Annotated in this window: 12 protein-coding genes; 4 read left to right on the top strand and 8 right to left on the bottom strand. The window is 43.3% G+C overall.

Annotation, left to right across the window (positions count from 1 at the left end):
* Window positions 1-93: 93 nt before the first annotated feature.
* From typA to BFG52_RS03465, 6 genes are all read right to left on the bottom strand, one after another.
* Window positions 94-1932: a translational GTPase TypA gene (gene typA / locus BFG52_RS03490; protein WP_067559074.1), complete on the bottom strand. Its 1839-nt coding sequence runs from the start codon at window positions 1930-1932 to the stop codon at window positions 94-96.
* A 250-nt stretch (window positions 1933-2182) separates the two neighbouring features.
* A complete protein-coding gene (gene astE, locus BFG52_RS03485) occupies window positions 2183-3181 on the bottom strand; it encodes a succinylglutamate desuccinylase (protein ID WP_323807458.1) in 999 nt (332 codons plus the stop codon).
* Window positions 3182-3243: 62 nt separating this feature from the next.
* Window positions 3244-4587: an N-succinylarginine dihydrolase gene (gene astB, locus BFG52_RS03480; RefSeq protein WP_067552687.1), complete on the bottom strand. Its 1344-nt coding sequence runs from the start codon at window positions 4585-4587 to the stop codon at window positions 3244-3246.
* Between the two features lie 62 nt (window positions 4588-4649).
* Window positions 4650-6227 carry a succinylglutamate-semialdehyde dehydrogenase gene (locus BFG52_RS03475; protein ID WP_067552684.1) on the bottom strand — a complete coding sequence of 526 codons (1578 nt, stop codon included), beginning with the start codon at window positions 6225-6227 and terminating at the stop codon, window positions 4650-4652.
* A 130-nt stretch (window positions 6228-6357) separates the two neighbouring features.
* Window positions 6358-7395, bottom strand: a complete 1038-nt coding sequence (gene astA, locus BFG52_RS03470; protein ID WP_067552683.1) for an arginine N-succinyltransferase — start codon at window positions 7393-7395, stop codon at window positions 6358-6360.
* A 67-nt stretch (window positions 7396-7462) separates the two neighbouring features.
* On the bottom strand, window positions 7463-8689 hold the full coding sequence (locus BFG52_RS03465) for a bifunctional succinylornithine transaminase/acetylornithine transaminase (RefSeq protein ID WP_067552680.1): 1227 nt from the start codon (window positions 8687-8689) through the stop codon (window positions 7463-7465).
* Window positions 8690-9217: 528 nt separating this feature from the next.
* Here BFG52_RS03465 and BFG52_RS03460 point away from each other — a divergent pair.
* The gene (locus BFG52_RS03460; protein WP_067552677.1) at window positions 9218-9652 is read left to right on the top strand and encodes an Lrp/AsnC family transcriptional regulator; all 435 of its coding nucleotides are present in this window, start codon (window positions 9218-9220) and stop codon (window positions 9650-9652) included.
* A gap of 252 nt (window positions 9653-9904) precedes the next feature.
* On the opposite strand, the gene BFG52_RS03455 is transcribed toward BFG52_RS03460, so the two are convergent.
* Window positions 9905-11329: an Asp-tRNA(Asn)/Glu-tRNA(Gln) amidotransferase GatCAB subunit A gene (locus tag BFG52_RS03455; RefSeq protein WP_067552674.1), complete on the bottom strand. Its 1425-nt coding sequence runs from the start codon at window positions 11327-11329 to the stop codon at window positions 9905-9907.
* Window positions 11319-11501: a hypothetical protein gene (locus tag BFG52_RS03450; RefSeq protein WP_067552671.1), complete on the bottom strand. Its 183-nt coding sequence runs from the start codon at window positions 11499-11501 to the stop codon at window positions 11319-11321. The genes BFG52_RS03455 and BFG52_RS03450 overlap by 11 nt, the downstream gene beginning before the upstream one ends.
* Before the next feature lie 569 nt (window positions 11502-12070).
* On the opposite strand from BFG52_RS03450, the gene BFG52_RS03440 reads away from it, so the two are divergent.
* Genes BFG52_RS03440 through BFG52_RS03430 form a run of 3 tightly spaced genes read left to right on the top strand, consistent with a single transcriptional unit; the run spans window position 12071 to window position 16009 of the window.
* The gene (locus BFG52_RS03440) at window positions 12071-13453 is read left to right on the top strand and encodes a uracil-xanthine permease family protein (protein ID WP_067552665.1); all 1383 of its coding nucleotides are present in this window, start codon (window positions 12071-12073) and stop codon (window positions 13451-13453) included.
* A gap of 42 nt (window positions 13454-13495) precedes the next feature.
* On the top strand, window positions 13496-14515 hold the full coding sequence (locus BFG52_RS03435) for a class I SAM-dependent methyltransferase (protein WP_067552662.1): 1020 nt from the start codon (window positions 13496-13498) through the stop codon (window positions 14513-14515).
* An 18-nt stretch (window positions 14516-14533) separates the two neighbouring features.
* Entirely contained in the window at window positions 14534-16009 is a 1476-nt protein-coding gene (locus BFG52_RS03430; RefSeq protein ID WP_067552659.1) for an amino acid permease, read from the top strand.
* Window positions 16010-16320: the final 311 nt, after the last annotated feature.

Below are 16320 nucleotides of genomic sequence, written 5' to 3'. Positions count from 1 at the left end.
TTTTCAACTTTGCCAATCATTGGTTGAATTTTCTATACAAAAAAACCGCTAACAGCGCGGTTAACGGTTTTTTTGCTACGGCTGACTTAGGGCTTATTGACCACGTGCAGCACGTTTACGTTCGTTTTCAGTGAGGTATTTTTTACGAATACGAACTGATTTTGGTGTTACTTCAACTAATTCATCATCTTCAATGAATTCAAGTGCTTGTTCAAGTGTAAACTTGATCGCAGGGGTTAACGTCAAGGCTTCATCGGTACCAGATGCACGCATGTTGGTTAACTGTTTAGCCTTCGTTGGGTTCACGACCATGTCGTCAGAACGTGAGTTCATCCCCACGATCATGCCTTCATAAACTTCAAGTTGTGGCTCAGCAAATAGACGACCACGATCTTGTAAAGTGAATAAAGCAAAGGCCAAGCAAGTCCCGTTCACCATTGAGATTAACACACCATTTTGACGTTTCGCCACAGTACCTGGTTTGGCAGGACCATAGTGAGAGAAACTAGATGTCATGATCCCTGTACCAGAGGTAATGGTCAAGAACTCAGAACGGAAACCGATCAAACCACGTGATGGTACAGTCGCTTCAATACGGATACGACCTTTGCCGTCCACTTCCATATTGGTCAACTCACCTTTACGGTTGCCCATTTGCTCCATGATTGGACCTTGGTGCTGTTCTTCGATGTCGAAGGTTACGTTTTCATACGGTTCTTGCATGATACCGTCGATTTCTTTCATGATGACTTGTGGACGAGATACCCCCATCTCAAAGCCTTCACGACGCATATTTTCAATCAAAACAGAAAGATGTAACTCACCACGACCTGATACTTTAAAACGGTCTGGACTGTCTGTATCTTCAACACGTAAAGCCACGTTGTGGATTAACTCACGGTCTAAACGTTCACGAATATTACGTGAAGTCACAAATTTACCTTCACGACCCGCAAATGGTGAGTTGTTGACTTGGAAAGTCATCGATACGGTAGGTTCATCCACAGACAATGGTGGTAAAGCTTCTACATTTTTAGGATCACACAAGGTATCAGAGATATTGAGTGCATCAAAACCAGTAATACAAACGATGTCACCAGCAGCAGCAGATTCAACATCCACACGGTCTAGACCATGATAGCCCATGATTTTTAAGATACGACCGTTACGTGTTTTACCTTCTTTATCAATCAAGGTTACCGGTGTATTGGTTTTAATCGAACCGCGCTGAATACGACCTACCCCGATCACACCCACAAAGCTGTTATAGTCTAGCGATGAGATTTGCATTTGGAATGGACCATCGACATCAACTGCAGGCGGTTCAACAATATCAACAATGGTTTCAAATAATGGTGTCATGTCTTCAGCAAGTTCATCGGGCGCAGGACCTGCAATACCGCGTAAACCTGAAGCATAAACGATTGGGAAATCGAGTTGTTCGTCTGACGCACCTAGATTGTCAAACAAATCAAATACTTGATCGATTACCCAGTCTGGACGTGCACTAGGTTTATCGACTTTGTTAATGATGACAATAGGTTTCAGACCGCGTGCAAAAGCTTTTTGCGTCACAAAACGTGTTTGTGGCATTGGACCTTCTTGAGAGTCAACCAACAACAGTACGCAGTCAACCATGGACATTACACGTTCTACTTCACCACCAAAGTCGGCGTGCCCTGGGGTGTCGACGATGTTAATGCGGTATTCAGTATTGGTACGTTTGTCTAACCAAGTAATCGCAGTATTTTTCGCCAAAATGGTAATACCACGTTCACTTTCAATTGCGCCTGAGTCCATGACACGTTCAATTTCACCAGCACGCTCACCGAGCGCACCAGATTGTTGCAGTAGTTTATCGACCAGAGTCGTTTTACCATGGTCAACGTGCGCAATAATCGCAATATTGCGCAAGTTTTTGATATTGTTAATAGAATTTGAATTTGACATAAGACTCTCAGCAAGAAATGTACAACGGCATGTCTACAATTGAACATCCAAGGGCAATTGTGGGATAGCGTATACAATGATATTGGCGCGAATTATACAGACTAGAGAAAATTCAATAAACTTTTTTTACAAAGTTGTTGCAAGATAATGAAAATACTATCTCCTTATCTGGCTGACTTTTCAGTCTGAATAGGCCAAGTGATAAACGATCCACAAAAACAACGTGTTGTTTTTAAACTAATTCGCCTAAAATTAATCCAGCACGTAAACCTTTTTTGACCTGCGCGTTCGGAAATAAAATCCACACCTGTTTTGGCTCGACTTGATAACGTCGACCTGTTTCAGATGCGATAACCTGTCCATGCTGCAAACAACTAAAGTTCGGTGCCTGATCGTGAAGATGAAGTTGGAAATCATCTTGGCTTTTGAGGATAGATTGTAACACTTCAAAGCGCCGAATGCTGCTTTTTTGCCGTCGCGCGAATTGCTGTGCGCTAATTGCTGCGCGAATGACACGGTCAATCGCAGCAAAATCCGTTAAATCATTGTCACCTAATGCTTTGGCTTTACCCAATTCAAGCGTCACACTCTGTGCGCCACAATAATCCTGCGTAAACTGACTAAAAGTGGCGGCTTTTTCACGATGGTAGACCACTGCATCAAGCTCAGCGGCATCTAAACTTTGTCTAAAATGCGCATCAGTAGCCTGTTGCGCTGGCGCAGGAATTAAGGCAAAAGTCGGCAGCAAAGAGGCTCGAATGGCCGTATGTAAATCATAGTGCCAACAAGACTGTGACGGTGTTTGCGCGGTCATCATCGTCATTAAAAGTTGTTCGAGTCTTTGGGCACGGCGGCTTTCATCACACAGCGCAAAGCCTTGATGTGCACCACTAAACATGCGATTCAGATCATTTTCCAGATACCGTCGACCTTGCCGAATCGCTTCTGGGTTGCCTAAAATCAGCAATAAACGTACTTTTAACTGCAGCCGCCCTTCAAATAAATCTTGCAACCATTCTGCCATCAGTTCAATCGGGGCTGTTTCATTGCCATGAATACCGGCAGAGAGAATAAGGTTCTGTTGCTGTTGAGTGTTCTTCTGTTGAGTGTTCTTGCCTTGTAACAACATTACGCCTTCATCTACATGCTCCCAGTGAAAATCCAATTGACGCTCTCGCACCGCGCTGGGTAATTTTCCGGTAAATAAAAATGCTAAATAATCCATTTGCATGCTGCTTATGCTCCTTACACTTGATAAGACCGAATCAAGACCTAGGCAAGGTCTCATAAGATCTAAAGCTGTTGAAATGCATAGACCGAGCCTAAATCTAAAATTTGAGTCAGTTCATCTAAAGCACGATAACTTTCTTGTAATAGCTGGGGATCTACTAAATCTTGTTGTAATAAACGATCCCGATAGTGTCGTTCAATCCATTGGTTTAATTGTTCAAATAGCTCAGCCGTTAAAAAAACACGCGGATTCATCGCCTGTCGTTCAGCAGCATTGACAGCAACTCTTAGACGTAAGCATGCCGGACCGCCACCATTACGCATACTTTCTCTTAAATCAAAAACTTTGATCTCATCAATCGGGTAATCAGCTGCCACCATCTGCTTTAAATACTGCCAGACAGCAATATTTTCTGTTGCCTCTTGCGGCACCACAATGCTCATTTTCCCATCGGGTCGGCTGATCAATTGACTGTTAAACACATAACTTGCTACCGCATCTGCCACCGAGACTGCATGACTCGGCACTTCAATCGCAATCAATTGTTCACCGAGCGCGGCCATCTTTTGTTCTATCTCAGCCAATGCGACAGTACTATTTAAAAAGGCTTCTTGATGATAAAACAAGACTTGCTGATTGCTGACTGCAATCACATCATTATGAAAAACCCCTTGATCAATCACCGCAGGGTTTTGCTGGACAAAGACGGTTTGTGCTGGATTAAGCTCATGCAAACGTGCAATCGCCTGACTGGCTTCAAGGCTTTGCCGTGCCGGATAACGCGTAGGTGCAACACCGCCGCCTAAATGCTGCTGACCATAGACAAAGACTTGCACACTGGGGCGATCATAGCGACCGCCCAGTCGATTATGATTGGCTGCACCTTCATCACCAAACAAAGCCACAGCAGGCAGAGCTTGATGGTGACAAAAATATTCTTCATCACGGAACATCGCAGCAAGAATCTGACTAGTGCTATGATGTTCAATGGAACGGTGAAATTTATTGTTAAGATTGGCAGCAGTAAAATGTAAACGACCATCACGACTATCTGCTGAAGGTCCTACAGTTGCCGCATTGGCGGTCCACATGCTGGAACCCGAACATAGATTTGAGAGTAAATCAGGTGAATAACGATAGGCTTGCTGTAGCATTTGTGCTGTTGTGCCATAAAAGCCAAGCTGCCGTAAGGTCGGAAGATGTGGGCGTTGCTGCGGTGCAAATACCGCTTGGCTCAGTCCCATTTCCGTCAAAGCCCACATTTTGAGTAGCCCTTGCTGTGCTGCAAGTTTAGGATTTGCAGCTTGATAACGATGTGCTGTAGAGGCTTCATTACCAAAGGATAAACCCGCATAATGATGCGTTGGTCCAACTAAACCGTCGATATTAATTTCATAACCAGACATAGTATTCTCGTTTGTTGTTATCGCTACAAAGTAGCATCTAGATCCCCAGTTAGTGCAAAGTGTTATTCCAGCACAATACCTGGTGATAATTGGGTCGGCAGCACAACCTGTTCACTTTCCATCGATGCCATCGGCCAAGCACAATAGTCCGCAGCATAATAGGCACTGGGACGATGATTACCAGAAATTCCCAAGCCACCAAAAGGCGCAGCACTGGATGCCCCAGTGGTCGGTTTGTTCCAATTCACAACACCGGCACGTGCTTCCAGCAATAACCGCTCAAATAATTGGCGATCTGATGACACCAAGCTCAATGACAAGCCATAACGGGTGCGATTGGCCAGCGCAATGGCTTCATCAAAATCTTGATAACGGTAGATGATGCTGAGTGGTCCAAAGTATTCTTGATCAGGCAATTGATCTTGGGCTGTTGCGGTCAAAATACCGGGGCTTAATAAACTTTTCTGAGCATCAATGTGCTGCATCGGCAGTAAAGCCTGAGCACCCTGTGCTAATAGCTGTTGCTGTGCTTGTAACAACTGCTTGGCGGCAGCCACAGAAATCACGCCCCCCATAAAGTTGGCTGGCTGTTGGTCCCAAGCGCCAATACGTAATTTACGCGTTAATGCCACAAAACGTTCAATCAGCCGATCACCAAGAGCACCTGCTCGTATCAATAGACGACGTGCACAGGTACAACGTTGCCCAGCAGAGATAAAGGCCGATTGGATCATTAAATACGCCACAGCATCGATGGCTGCATCAAGATTTTCCTGACTGCTCTGATTACTCTCACCGCTATGATTACTCTCACCGCTATGATTTGTTGCATTGTCATGCGGAGCAAATTGTGCAAGGTCATGAATAATCAGAGCATTATTGCCACCCATTTCCAAGGCTAAGATTTTTTGGGGTTGTGCTGCCCACTGTTGATGCAACAACACACCCGTTTGCGCACTGCCTGTAAATAACAAGCCATCAATCTGCTCAGCTTGTGCCAAATCTCGCCCTGTCGCTACTGCCCCTTGTAGTAAATGGAGTACTCCCGTAGGTAAGCCCGCTTGTTGCCAAAGCTTGACGGTTTCTTGTGCTGTCCACGGCGTCAGCTCACTGGGCTTAAAAATTACACAATTGCCAGCAATCAAGGCAGGCACAATATGCCCATTGGGTAAATGACCAGGGAAATTATAAGGACCAAAAACCGCCAAAACACCATGCGGTCGGTGTCGCAAGGAGGCAACACCATCTGGCATTGCCGTGATACTTTCACCTGTACGTTGTTGATAGGCTTGTAAGGAAATGGCAACTTTTGCAATCATCGATTGTACTTCGGTGAGACTTTCCCATAAGGGTTTACTGGTCTCCTGACTAATCACCGTGGCTAAATCTGTTTTATGCACACGGAGTAATTCTGCAAAACGTTCAACGATAGCAATACGTTCAGCCAAAGAGGTTTTTGCCCAGGTCAAAAATGCGCGACGTGCTGTAGCCACCGCCTCTGCGACATCGGCTGTAGAAGCGCTGGCACCTTGCCATAGCACGTGCTGTTGCACTGGATCTTTTTTTTGCAATAGGCTGCCTTGCCCATCTCGCCATATGCCATTGATATAGAGCTGACCACGCTGCGGTATTGTATTCATTTCGCTCTTCTCCCTTTTTATTTAAGCGCGTTTTTATTGAAAGCGCGTTGTATCTGCATTTAACTTGCATTCATCGATATTTCAGCTTTTGCACCATGATTTACCAGCTATCGGCTTTACAGCCAGTCAGTCAATGGGTCTCGAGCGCATGCAAAGCAAAGACACGAATCCAATCACCATGCTGCACCTGTAATGCAGCGGCTTGCTGTGCATTGATATCAATCTGTTGTTGCTGTAGATCAATTTTTTGCTTGACTTGAATGACCCGGAATTGCTGGTAATGGTCATTTCCCAGTAAATACGCCACCTCATCATGCTGAATATGCGCTGTGCAATTGACCTGTAATAAACGGCTTTGTTTCATTGCACGTAATGTGCTGATCTCAGACTCGATGGTGGGTCCACCATCAAAAATATCGACATGGTTTTGGTACTGAAACCCTTCTTGTTGTAAAACATGATAAGCAGGCATCGTTAACTGATGTACCTTGGCAATCACCTGTTGTGCATCTGGTGGCAATAAATCGATATAAATCGGATAACGTGGCATAAGCTCTGCAATAAAAACTTTTTGCCCAATTCCACTTAAATAATCTGCGGTAATAAAATCCATATTAAAGAAATGATGCCCCAAGGCCTCCCAAAAGGCAGAGCGTCCGTTCTCATCACAATGACCACGCATTTCGGCAATAATTTTCGGTTGAAATAAATGTGGGAATGCCGCCAAAAACATAAAGCGTGCTTTGGATAAAAAATTGCCATTATAGTTTTTACGATAGCGTTCATCTAAAAATAAGGTACACAGTTCAGAACTCCCAGTATAGTCATTGCTTAAGAACAAGGTGTCTAAGGTCTTATAGACCTGCAATGCCTTTGAGGCATGAACCTGTTTACCCACATGAAAACTATAAAATGGCTCATGCAATCCCACGGCAACTTCTAAACCACTGAGACCGATTACACGCCCGGTATCGGTGTCTTCCAATACAAATAAATATCCCTGTTCAGCTTTACTCAATTGACCATTTAAGGTATCGCAAGTGCGGGCAATCCGTGCCGCAACGATGTCTTTATTATTGGGTAATGAGGTCAAGCCGACACCAGACTTTTCTGCCAAGATATAAATATCATCAATATCTTGATGTACTGCATGACGGATGATCATCATAAATTTGTCACCTTTAAACGATATGTTTTTCTCATTAAAATGCGTCGTGCTGCCACTGAATAAAAAGTTATTGTTGAATAAAACGCTGTATCGCCCGTTCCAACCGCAACACACCCTCTAAAATATCCTGCTCGGTAATAGTCAAAGCTGGGGTAAAACGTAATACATTCGGTCCTGCGATCAATGCCAGTAACGCCTCCTCTCCAGCCAGTTGCTGCAATTGTTTGGCTTGTCCGGCATATGCTTCTGCCATGACACAACCGAGCAATAAACCTTGTCCACGAATCTCTGCAAAGACTGCGTACTTTTGGTTTAAAAGCTGAATTTGTTCAATCAATAGCCTAGAGCGCTGTTGTACCGCAGCTAAGACACTGGGTTGACGGACATAATTAAATACAGCCAAAGCAACTGCACTGGCTAAAGGGTTACCACCATAGGTTGTGCCGTGATCACCGACTTTAAAATGTTGTGAAAACTGATCTGTGGTCAACATCGCCCCGATTGGGAATCCGCCGCCAAGTGCTTTGGCAGTGGTTAAAATATCGGGGGTGATGCCAGTTGACATATAGGCATATAAATGTCCGGTACGCCCTACCCCCGTTTGTACTTCATCAAAAATAAGCACCGCACCTGTGGCATCACAACGTGCCCGTAAAGCCTGCAAAAACTCAGGGGTCGCCGCAATAATCCCGCCCTCCCCCTGAATAGGCTCCACAATCACGGCACAAGTCTCCGCATCAATTGCAGCAAGGGCTGCAGCCACATCATTGAATGCAATATGCTCAATATTTGGGGGTAGCGGTGCAAAATCTTGTGAATATTTGGGTTGCCCTCCAGCACTGACGGTAAATAGCGTCCGCCCATGAAAAGCATTATGAAATGCAATAATTTTATTTTTATTTGCGGCTTGGCTTAAACCGACTTTACGCGCCAGTTTTAAAGCCGCTTCATTCGCCTCCGCACCTGAATTACAGAAAAAGACTTTTTCAGCAAAAGTATGCTGAATCAAACACTGTGCCAATGCCAATACAGGCTCATTGCTAATCCCATTGCTTAGATGCCACAGCTTATGTGCTTGATCTATCAATGCATTCACGGCAACAGGATGGCTATGCCCTAAAGCATTTACCGCGATCCCACCAGCAAAGTCGACATACTCTCTGGATTGCTGATCCCAAACGCGGCTCCCTTCACCACGCACAAGAATAAAATCTGCAGGGGCATATAATGGAATAAACCATTCATCAAAATTTTGCCGATTAAATTGTGATGGACTCGATAATGACTGATTCATAATTTGCTCTACTCCGGTACAACTCAGTTTTATGTATGTACACAACTGATTTATGATTTGTTTTACTGAATACTTAGTTTGATCAAAAAGTTTGCTCAAAAAGATCGAAGCAGGCTCTACTGCTGTCTTTCTATACAAACCATACAAAGCAATTTTTCTATACCCTGCAATCCAGCAGCACCCCAGCAATAATAAAGTTGACCTGCTGTTAATCCGCATGCTGTATAAATCTGCTCCTGTTCGTTTCAAGTTACATCCTAGTAACCTACAGCTGCACAATGTGCTACGTTGTTGAATCGCTAAAACTGGGTAAAAGCTTGTTGTTTTGGAAAAATAATTTGCTTTATCCTTGTGCTGTGGACGAATGGTTTCAAAAATGGCTGACCAAAAACATTGCGTCACCCAACATTTCAAGAACAATCTCTACAAATCAGAAACCAGTATGCAAAATTAATTTGATCTGAAAAAGTTATACTTTTGCTACATTTGCGCTAAATCTTGGCATTTTGAAAAAGGGAATATGACAAAATGAATAATACCGACAGCCAAATTCTTGGACTACTACAAGAAAACGCGCGCATTTCCATTACGGAGTTATCGCAACGCGTCAAGGTTTCACGTGCAACCATCCAGAAACGTATTTCATGGATGGAAATGCACGGTATCATTGATGGCTATACGGTTCGCCTAAAACGCGATTATGAAGTTGACGGTATTCGTGCTTGGATGAGTATTATGGTTGAGGGGGCTAAGGCCACAGATGTGGTAAAAATGCTACGCCTTGACCCCGCTGTACAAAGTCTGCATAGCACCAATGGCAAGTGGGATTTATTATTAGAACTCAAATCGCCCAATTTAGAAAAATTCGATCAAATTCTTGATCGTATACGCACCATTCCAGGTATTTACAACACAGAGACCAATATTTTATTAACTCCACATAAGGTTAGAACCTCCCCTTAACACCACCAGACAACACCACCAGACAACACCACATAACACCAGTAGTTACACAAAAAGCCCATCGTTAGCTCAACAAAAAGCCCGCCATTGAACAGCGGCAATGGCGGGCTGTATATCATCAACGATGACTAACTAAAGATTTCCGGCTAGCTATGCCATTCTATGGCAATATGCCAGTGCAACATATGCTCTCAACATGTTGGCTTGATGGCAATATAACGCAGCGCTTTCCAGCTGTCATATGCTGCCGTATTAAGCCTCGACATAAGCTCTCGCAGCATATTGATAGTCAAATTGTTGTTGTCGCTCAATCGCTGCGGCAATATGAAAAACTTGCGCTTCTTGGAATGCTGGACCAATAATCTGTAGCCCAACAGGTTGCCCATCGATGATACCGCAGGGCATGCTTAATGCAGGGAAGCCAGTCAAATTACTTGGACCGGTAAAACGTATAATATGGTTCAACAAATCAACGGTTTCACCGTTTAGATCAACCGTAGCACTGCCGATATCTGGTGGTAAAATCGGTAGCGTAGGCGCAATCAAAACATCGACTTCTGCAAAGATCGCGGCAAATTGCTGTTTCAATTCCTGACGTAATTGCTGCGCATGTAAGTATTCAACGGCTGTTGGTATCTCACCCAATTCAAATAACAATCGAATGTCATCACCAAAATCATCTGGACGTTGCTGCATATCTTGGTGGTGAATCGCTGCGGCTTCAGACAAACTGGTGATCAGTTCAGTATATTCAGCATGATTCAACGCCGGAATACTGACTTTTTTAATGATCGCCCCTTGCGCTTCAAGTTGTGCAATTTGTGCACGAACCAAGTTTTCAATACGTTGATCGACTTGATGGAAGAAGTATTCTTCATTAATCCCAATGACTTTGCCTGCAATATCGGCGGTTAAATGTGCTGAGTAATTTGCAATGTCAACCTGCTGAGAAGTCGGATCACGGGGGTCATAACCCGCAATGACTTGCAACATTGCGGCAGCATCGGCAACTGTTTTTGCCATGGGTCCAATATGATCTAGGCTCCATGCCAAAGGAAAACAACCAAATTTAGCCACTAAGCCATGTGTCGGTTTTAAGCCAACCAAACCGCATGCTGACGATGGAATCCGAATCGATCCTGCCGTATCGGTGCCCAGACTAATTGTCGACATTGCTGCCGCCACGGCTGCACCCGAACCACCACTCGACCCACCGGGGATTTTGTCCAGATTCCAAGGATTATGACATGCACCAAAATGCGGGCTATTATTGCTAATACCCCAAGCATATTCATGCATATTTAATTTACCAATAATAATCGCCCCTGCTTGCTTCAGTCTAGCAATCACACTGGCATCGCTATCGGCAACAAAATGCTGATGAATTTTAGATGCCATCGTGGTGACTTCACCCGCCAAATAAATATTATCTTTAATCCCCATTGGAATACCGTGAAATACGCCACGGTATTGCCCTTGTGCAATCTCAGCATCCGCTTGCGCGGCTTCGGCTAGTGCCTTGTCGGCACGGAAAGAAATATAAGCATTAATGGTGGGGTTACAGGCTTGTGCATGCTGTAACAAGAGCTGTGTCAGATCAACACTACTCACTTCTCGGCTTTGTATACGTTTCGCTAATTCAAGCACGGGCAGTAATAATAAGCTTTTATCTAGCATGCTGATCTCCTGCCACTTGAATCAATGCGATATCTGAATCGGCAGACACCGTGCTTTGTATTTTATTTTTTAAGTGCTGTATTCCCAACCAGCGTTGTTCCAATTCAGCTTGTGTTTTGGGATTGACCTGTATGTTTTGGCGTTGCACCAATGTTGTTGCATTACATTGCATCAAATTTACTCCTGTAAATATATGAATGCAGAATGCCTTGGTAATCTGTCTCGTATTACCCAGTCTGATGATGTTTTAACAATTCATATGATTCATATGATGTTTTCATAATCCATCCAAAGCATCATACTTTCGCATCCTGCACTTTGCACTGTAAAGGCTGAATATTTTCAGAAACATTGGGCTTAGGTCGCATTGCCAGATGTGTTGAATTCAGCTCTCACCCCCTTGGCAAGTTTATACGGTCGCTCTGGCTCTTTTGATATCTTGTCATGCCGTCGCGCATCGCCAAATAGCTTACGCAATATCATCGCAGCGTGTTTGCAAGTTTGGGCAGTGCATTGCAAAAAACAAGGCGCTAATTTTTTAAAAAATAGCCAATATGCTGTAAAAATCTTTTAAAAACCAACTATAAACGACCATTCAGCTTATAGCGCAGAAACTTAAAGACGTTTTTTAGATTTTAAATAATTGTTTTTAAACAAAATATTGCAGCAAGCAAGGTCTAAGTGTTTTCATCCTAGTCACACTCGATTAGAATAGCGCCATCATTTTGGTCCTACTGCAACATGTCGACTCCCAACACCCCTCAAAAAACAGATACAACAATTGATTTAGTCTATGGTCTAAATGACAAACCACGTGCCATTGTGGCTTTTTTTGCAGCACTACAACATCTGCTGGCCATTATTGTGCCCATTGTCACACCCGGCTTATTGATCTGTTTGGCACTTGGTGTTTCAAAACAAGATACCAACATGATTCTGTCCATGTCTCTGATCATTTCCGGGATTGCGACCTTTCTACAATGTAAAAAAGTCGGTCCTTTTGGTGCTGGCTTACTGATTGTACAAGGCACTAGCTTTAACTTTATTGGACCAATCATCGGTATAGGCAGTGCCATGGTTGCGCATGGCACCCCGATTCATCAAGTAATGGCCGCCATATTTGGTGTCGTCATTGCCGGTTCTTTTATTGAAATGGGTGTTTCGCGTATTTTACCTTGGGTCAAAAATTTTATTACTCCCTTGGTGACGGGAATTGTGGTGTTATTGATTGGATTAACCCTGATCAAAGAGGGCTTAATTAGCATGGGTGGAGGCTATGCCGCGATGAGCAGCAACACCTTTGCCAATAGCAGCAATCTCATGATGTCCTGTACAGTGTTGGCGATCATCATTTTATTAAACCGCGTTCGTATTGTTTGGGTGAAAAGTTCCGCTATTCTGATTGCACTATTAATCGGCTATGCGCTCGCGGGTGTTATGGGGCATCTAGATTTTTCAGGTTTACAAGATGCGCCAGTGCTGCAAATTCCACAGCCAATGCATTTTGGTATTAGCTTCGATTGGGGCTTATTTATTCCCATGGCATTTATTTATTTGGTAACCTCTTTAGAAGCCATTGGTGATATTACCGCAACCTCTAAAATATCCAATCAAGCCGTGACGGGGCCACAGTGGATGCAACGCATCAAGGGTGGTGTATTGGTGAATGGTGCCAATTCATTTCTCGCCGGTCTATTTAATACCTTCCCAAGCTCAGTATTTGCACAAAATAATGGTGTGATTCAATTAACTGGCGTAGCAAGTCGTTATGTCGGGATTTGGATTGCTTTTATGTTGATTATTTTAGGGCTATTCCCTGCTGTGGCAGGTATTATTCAAGCTGTTCCGCAAGCCGTCTTGGGCGGCGCAGTTATGGTCATGTTTGGTGCAGTGGCAGCATCCGGTATTAATATCCTTGCTGGCATACAGTTAGACCGTCGTGCGCTATTAATTATTGCAATTTCTTTAGCACTGGGTCTTGGTGTGGCACAGGTACCACAAATTTTAGAACACTTACCCGAGCTCATCCGTAATATTTTTAGTTCTGGCGTGGCGACCGGTGGTATTGCAGCACTGCTACTCAATTTATTATTACCTGCTGGTCATAAAAATGATGATGCATAATATGCATAGCACAATTATTCGATAAGGTTTTGAGTATCTATCATGGATCCACGTAGTGAAGTTATCCTTCGCCAGCAAGATTATTTAACAGGACGAGTGCTGTTTATTAATGCGCCTGCCGATGCATTATTGAGTACATTAGATGTAAAAATTGATGCTGAGATCTGGTGTTGGAATTATGCGGATCATCAAGCGCATATTGGCTTAGGCTATACCAGTTATTTTGCGGTACAACCACCGCAAAATAACTACGATCAAGTGGTTATTTATGTTCCCAAATCAAAGAATCTACTGGAATATGTCTTAAACCAAGCACTCAGCCTATTAAAGCCAACACAGCGCGTGTTATTAGTGGGTGAAAAAAAAGGTGGTATTGAGCGCGCAGCCAAACAACTCAAACACTATGGTCAATCTATCAAGCTCGATAGTGCACGGCATTGCCAACTCTGGTGCATGCAATTAGCACAAGCCGTGATTGCACAGCCCCTAGACAGCTGGATCAAAAAATATCAGGTACAGTATCAACAGCACAACTTAACGATTTGTGCACTACCCGGGGTCTTTAGCCAAGATCATCTTGATACAGGGACTGCGGTTTTATTGCCCTATCTTGAACAAGTGAAATCAGGGCAGTTGGCAGATTTTGGTTGTGGTGCCGGTATTATTGCTTGTTTTCTCGCTAAGTTTAATTTAAACAACATTATATACGCATTAGATGTCGATGCCTTCGCACTTAAGTCTACCGAGCTGACTTTTGCCGCAAACGCAATACACAGCGAGCAATTACACATAGTGGCAGTCACCGGAGTCCAAGATATTCCTGAAAAAATGGATGCCATCATTAGCAATCCACCCTTTCATCAAGGCATACATACCGATTATGATACCAGTGAAGCTTTATGCCACTATGCCCGACAACATTTAAAAAACCCGGGTGAATTATGGATTGTGGCCAATCGATTTTTAAATTATGCAAACTTAATTGGGCAACACTTTACTGAAACCAATATTAAAGCGGATAACAATGGTTTTAAGGTGATTTATGCCCTTGCGCACGAATAGATTGAATAAGGACCTATCATGAGCAGCACAGATCTCAGGAAACTCCAGCGCAAGCTTGGCGCGCGTCACTTAAATATGATTGCGATTGGTGGTTCAATTGGTACCGGATTATTTTTGGCATCAGGAACAACCATCAGTCAAGCAGGCCCTGGCGGTGCTTTACTGGCCTATGCATTAATCGGCATCATGATTTACTTCTTGATGACCAGCTTAGGTGAACTTGCCACGCATAACCCCACTTCCGGTGCTTTTTTTACCTATGGTAATAAATATGTAGAAGAAGGCTTTGGTTTTGCATTAGGCTGGAACTATTGGTATAACTGGGCAATTACAGTTGCCTTTGAATTGGTTGCCGTCCAATTTATTATGAAATTTTGGCTACCAGATATCCCCGGTTTCTATTGGAGTGCCTTATTTTTAGGCGTCATTTTCTGCATTAATGCGCTCACCGTCCGTGGATTTGGTGAAAGTGAATTTTTATTTTCATTGATTAAAGTTATTGCCATTATTTTCTTTATTATTGTCGGCATCTATATGATCGCCAATATTATGCTGTCACCAACAGAAAGTATTGCGAAAAACTGGACCACAGGTGATGCACCCTTTGTCGGTGGTTTACAAGCCATGATTGGTGTTGCCATGGTTGCAGGTTTCTCCTTCCAAGGCACTGAAATGGTCGGAGTCGCGGCAGGTGAATCAAAAAACCCTAAAAAAACCATTCCACTTGCCATCAAACAGATTTTCTGGCGAATTCTATTATTTTATATTGTCTGTATTTTTATTATTGGTACGCTGATTGCCTATACCGATCCAAACCTTAATCTTGCCGCCGAAGGTACGGTTGGTAACGTTACACTTTCACCTTTTACCTTAATTTTAGAGCGTGCTGGCTTTGCTTTTGCAGCAGGTATGATGAATGCTGTTATTTTATCTGCCATTTTATCTGCGGGTAACTCAGGCATGTATTCTTCAACCCGTATGTTATTCAACATGGCACAAAATGGTAAAGCGCCACGCTGGTTTGCCAAACTTGATCGCCGTGGTGTGCCCATGCATGCCTTATATGCAACCACCGCTGTTGCAGCACTGTGCTTCTTAACCACTTTTATTGGTGAACAACAAGTCTTTACTTGGTTACTCAATATGTCGGGTATGTGTGGCTTTATCGTATGGCTCGGCATTGCCATTTCACATTATCGCTTTCGTAAAGGCTATATTGCTCAGGGCTATAAACTTGAGGATCTCGCTTACCGTGCCAAGTTCTTCCCTTTTGCACCGTGGTTTGCATTTATTTTATGTTCGATCATCGTGTTGGGACAAAATTACGAAGCCATTATCGGCGATAAAATTAACTGGGTCGGTTTATTATCAACCTATATTACCATTCCATTATTCTTGGTCATTTGGTTAGGTTATAAGTTTAAATACAGAACCAAATTAGTTTCTTACCAAGACATGGATGTTAAACCAATGAATACTGATCGCGAAATATAAAGCCATTCTATTCATATCAGTAGATTCAGCCGTCAAGCGCGATCAATATTTCGCAAAGCAATTTGCGAGATGACTTGACGGCTTAAAATCTATGTCTATAATAGCCCGCACTAAATTGCAATTTCTGACAATTTAGCCAACAGATAAATGAGGAGGATGTCATGCAAAATTTGGAAATAAACACTTAATAAATAGCATGCGTCAACTCACGGACACGTGCATTTAAATTATCGCATGTGCCCGAATGCAAACAACCTAGCATTTGGCTAGGTTTTTTTATGACTAAAAAACGGGCACAACAACTATAAAAT

Origin of the sequence: Acinetobacter larvae (genome assembly GCF_001704115.1) — a bacterium.
Taxonomy (GTDB): Bacteria; Pseudomonadota; Gammaproteobacteria; order Pseudomonadales; family Moraxellaceae; genus Acinetobacter; species Acinetobacter larvae.
The sequence above is the reverse complement of the archived record's forward strand: the minus strand, read 5'-3'. Positions and strand labels throughout refer to the sequence as shown.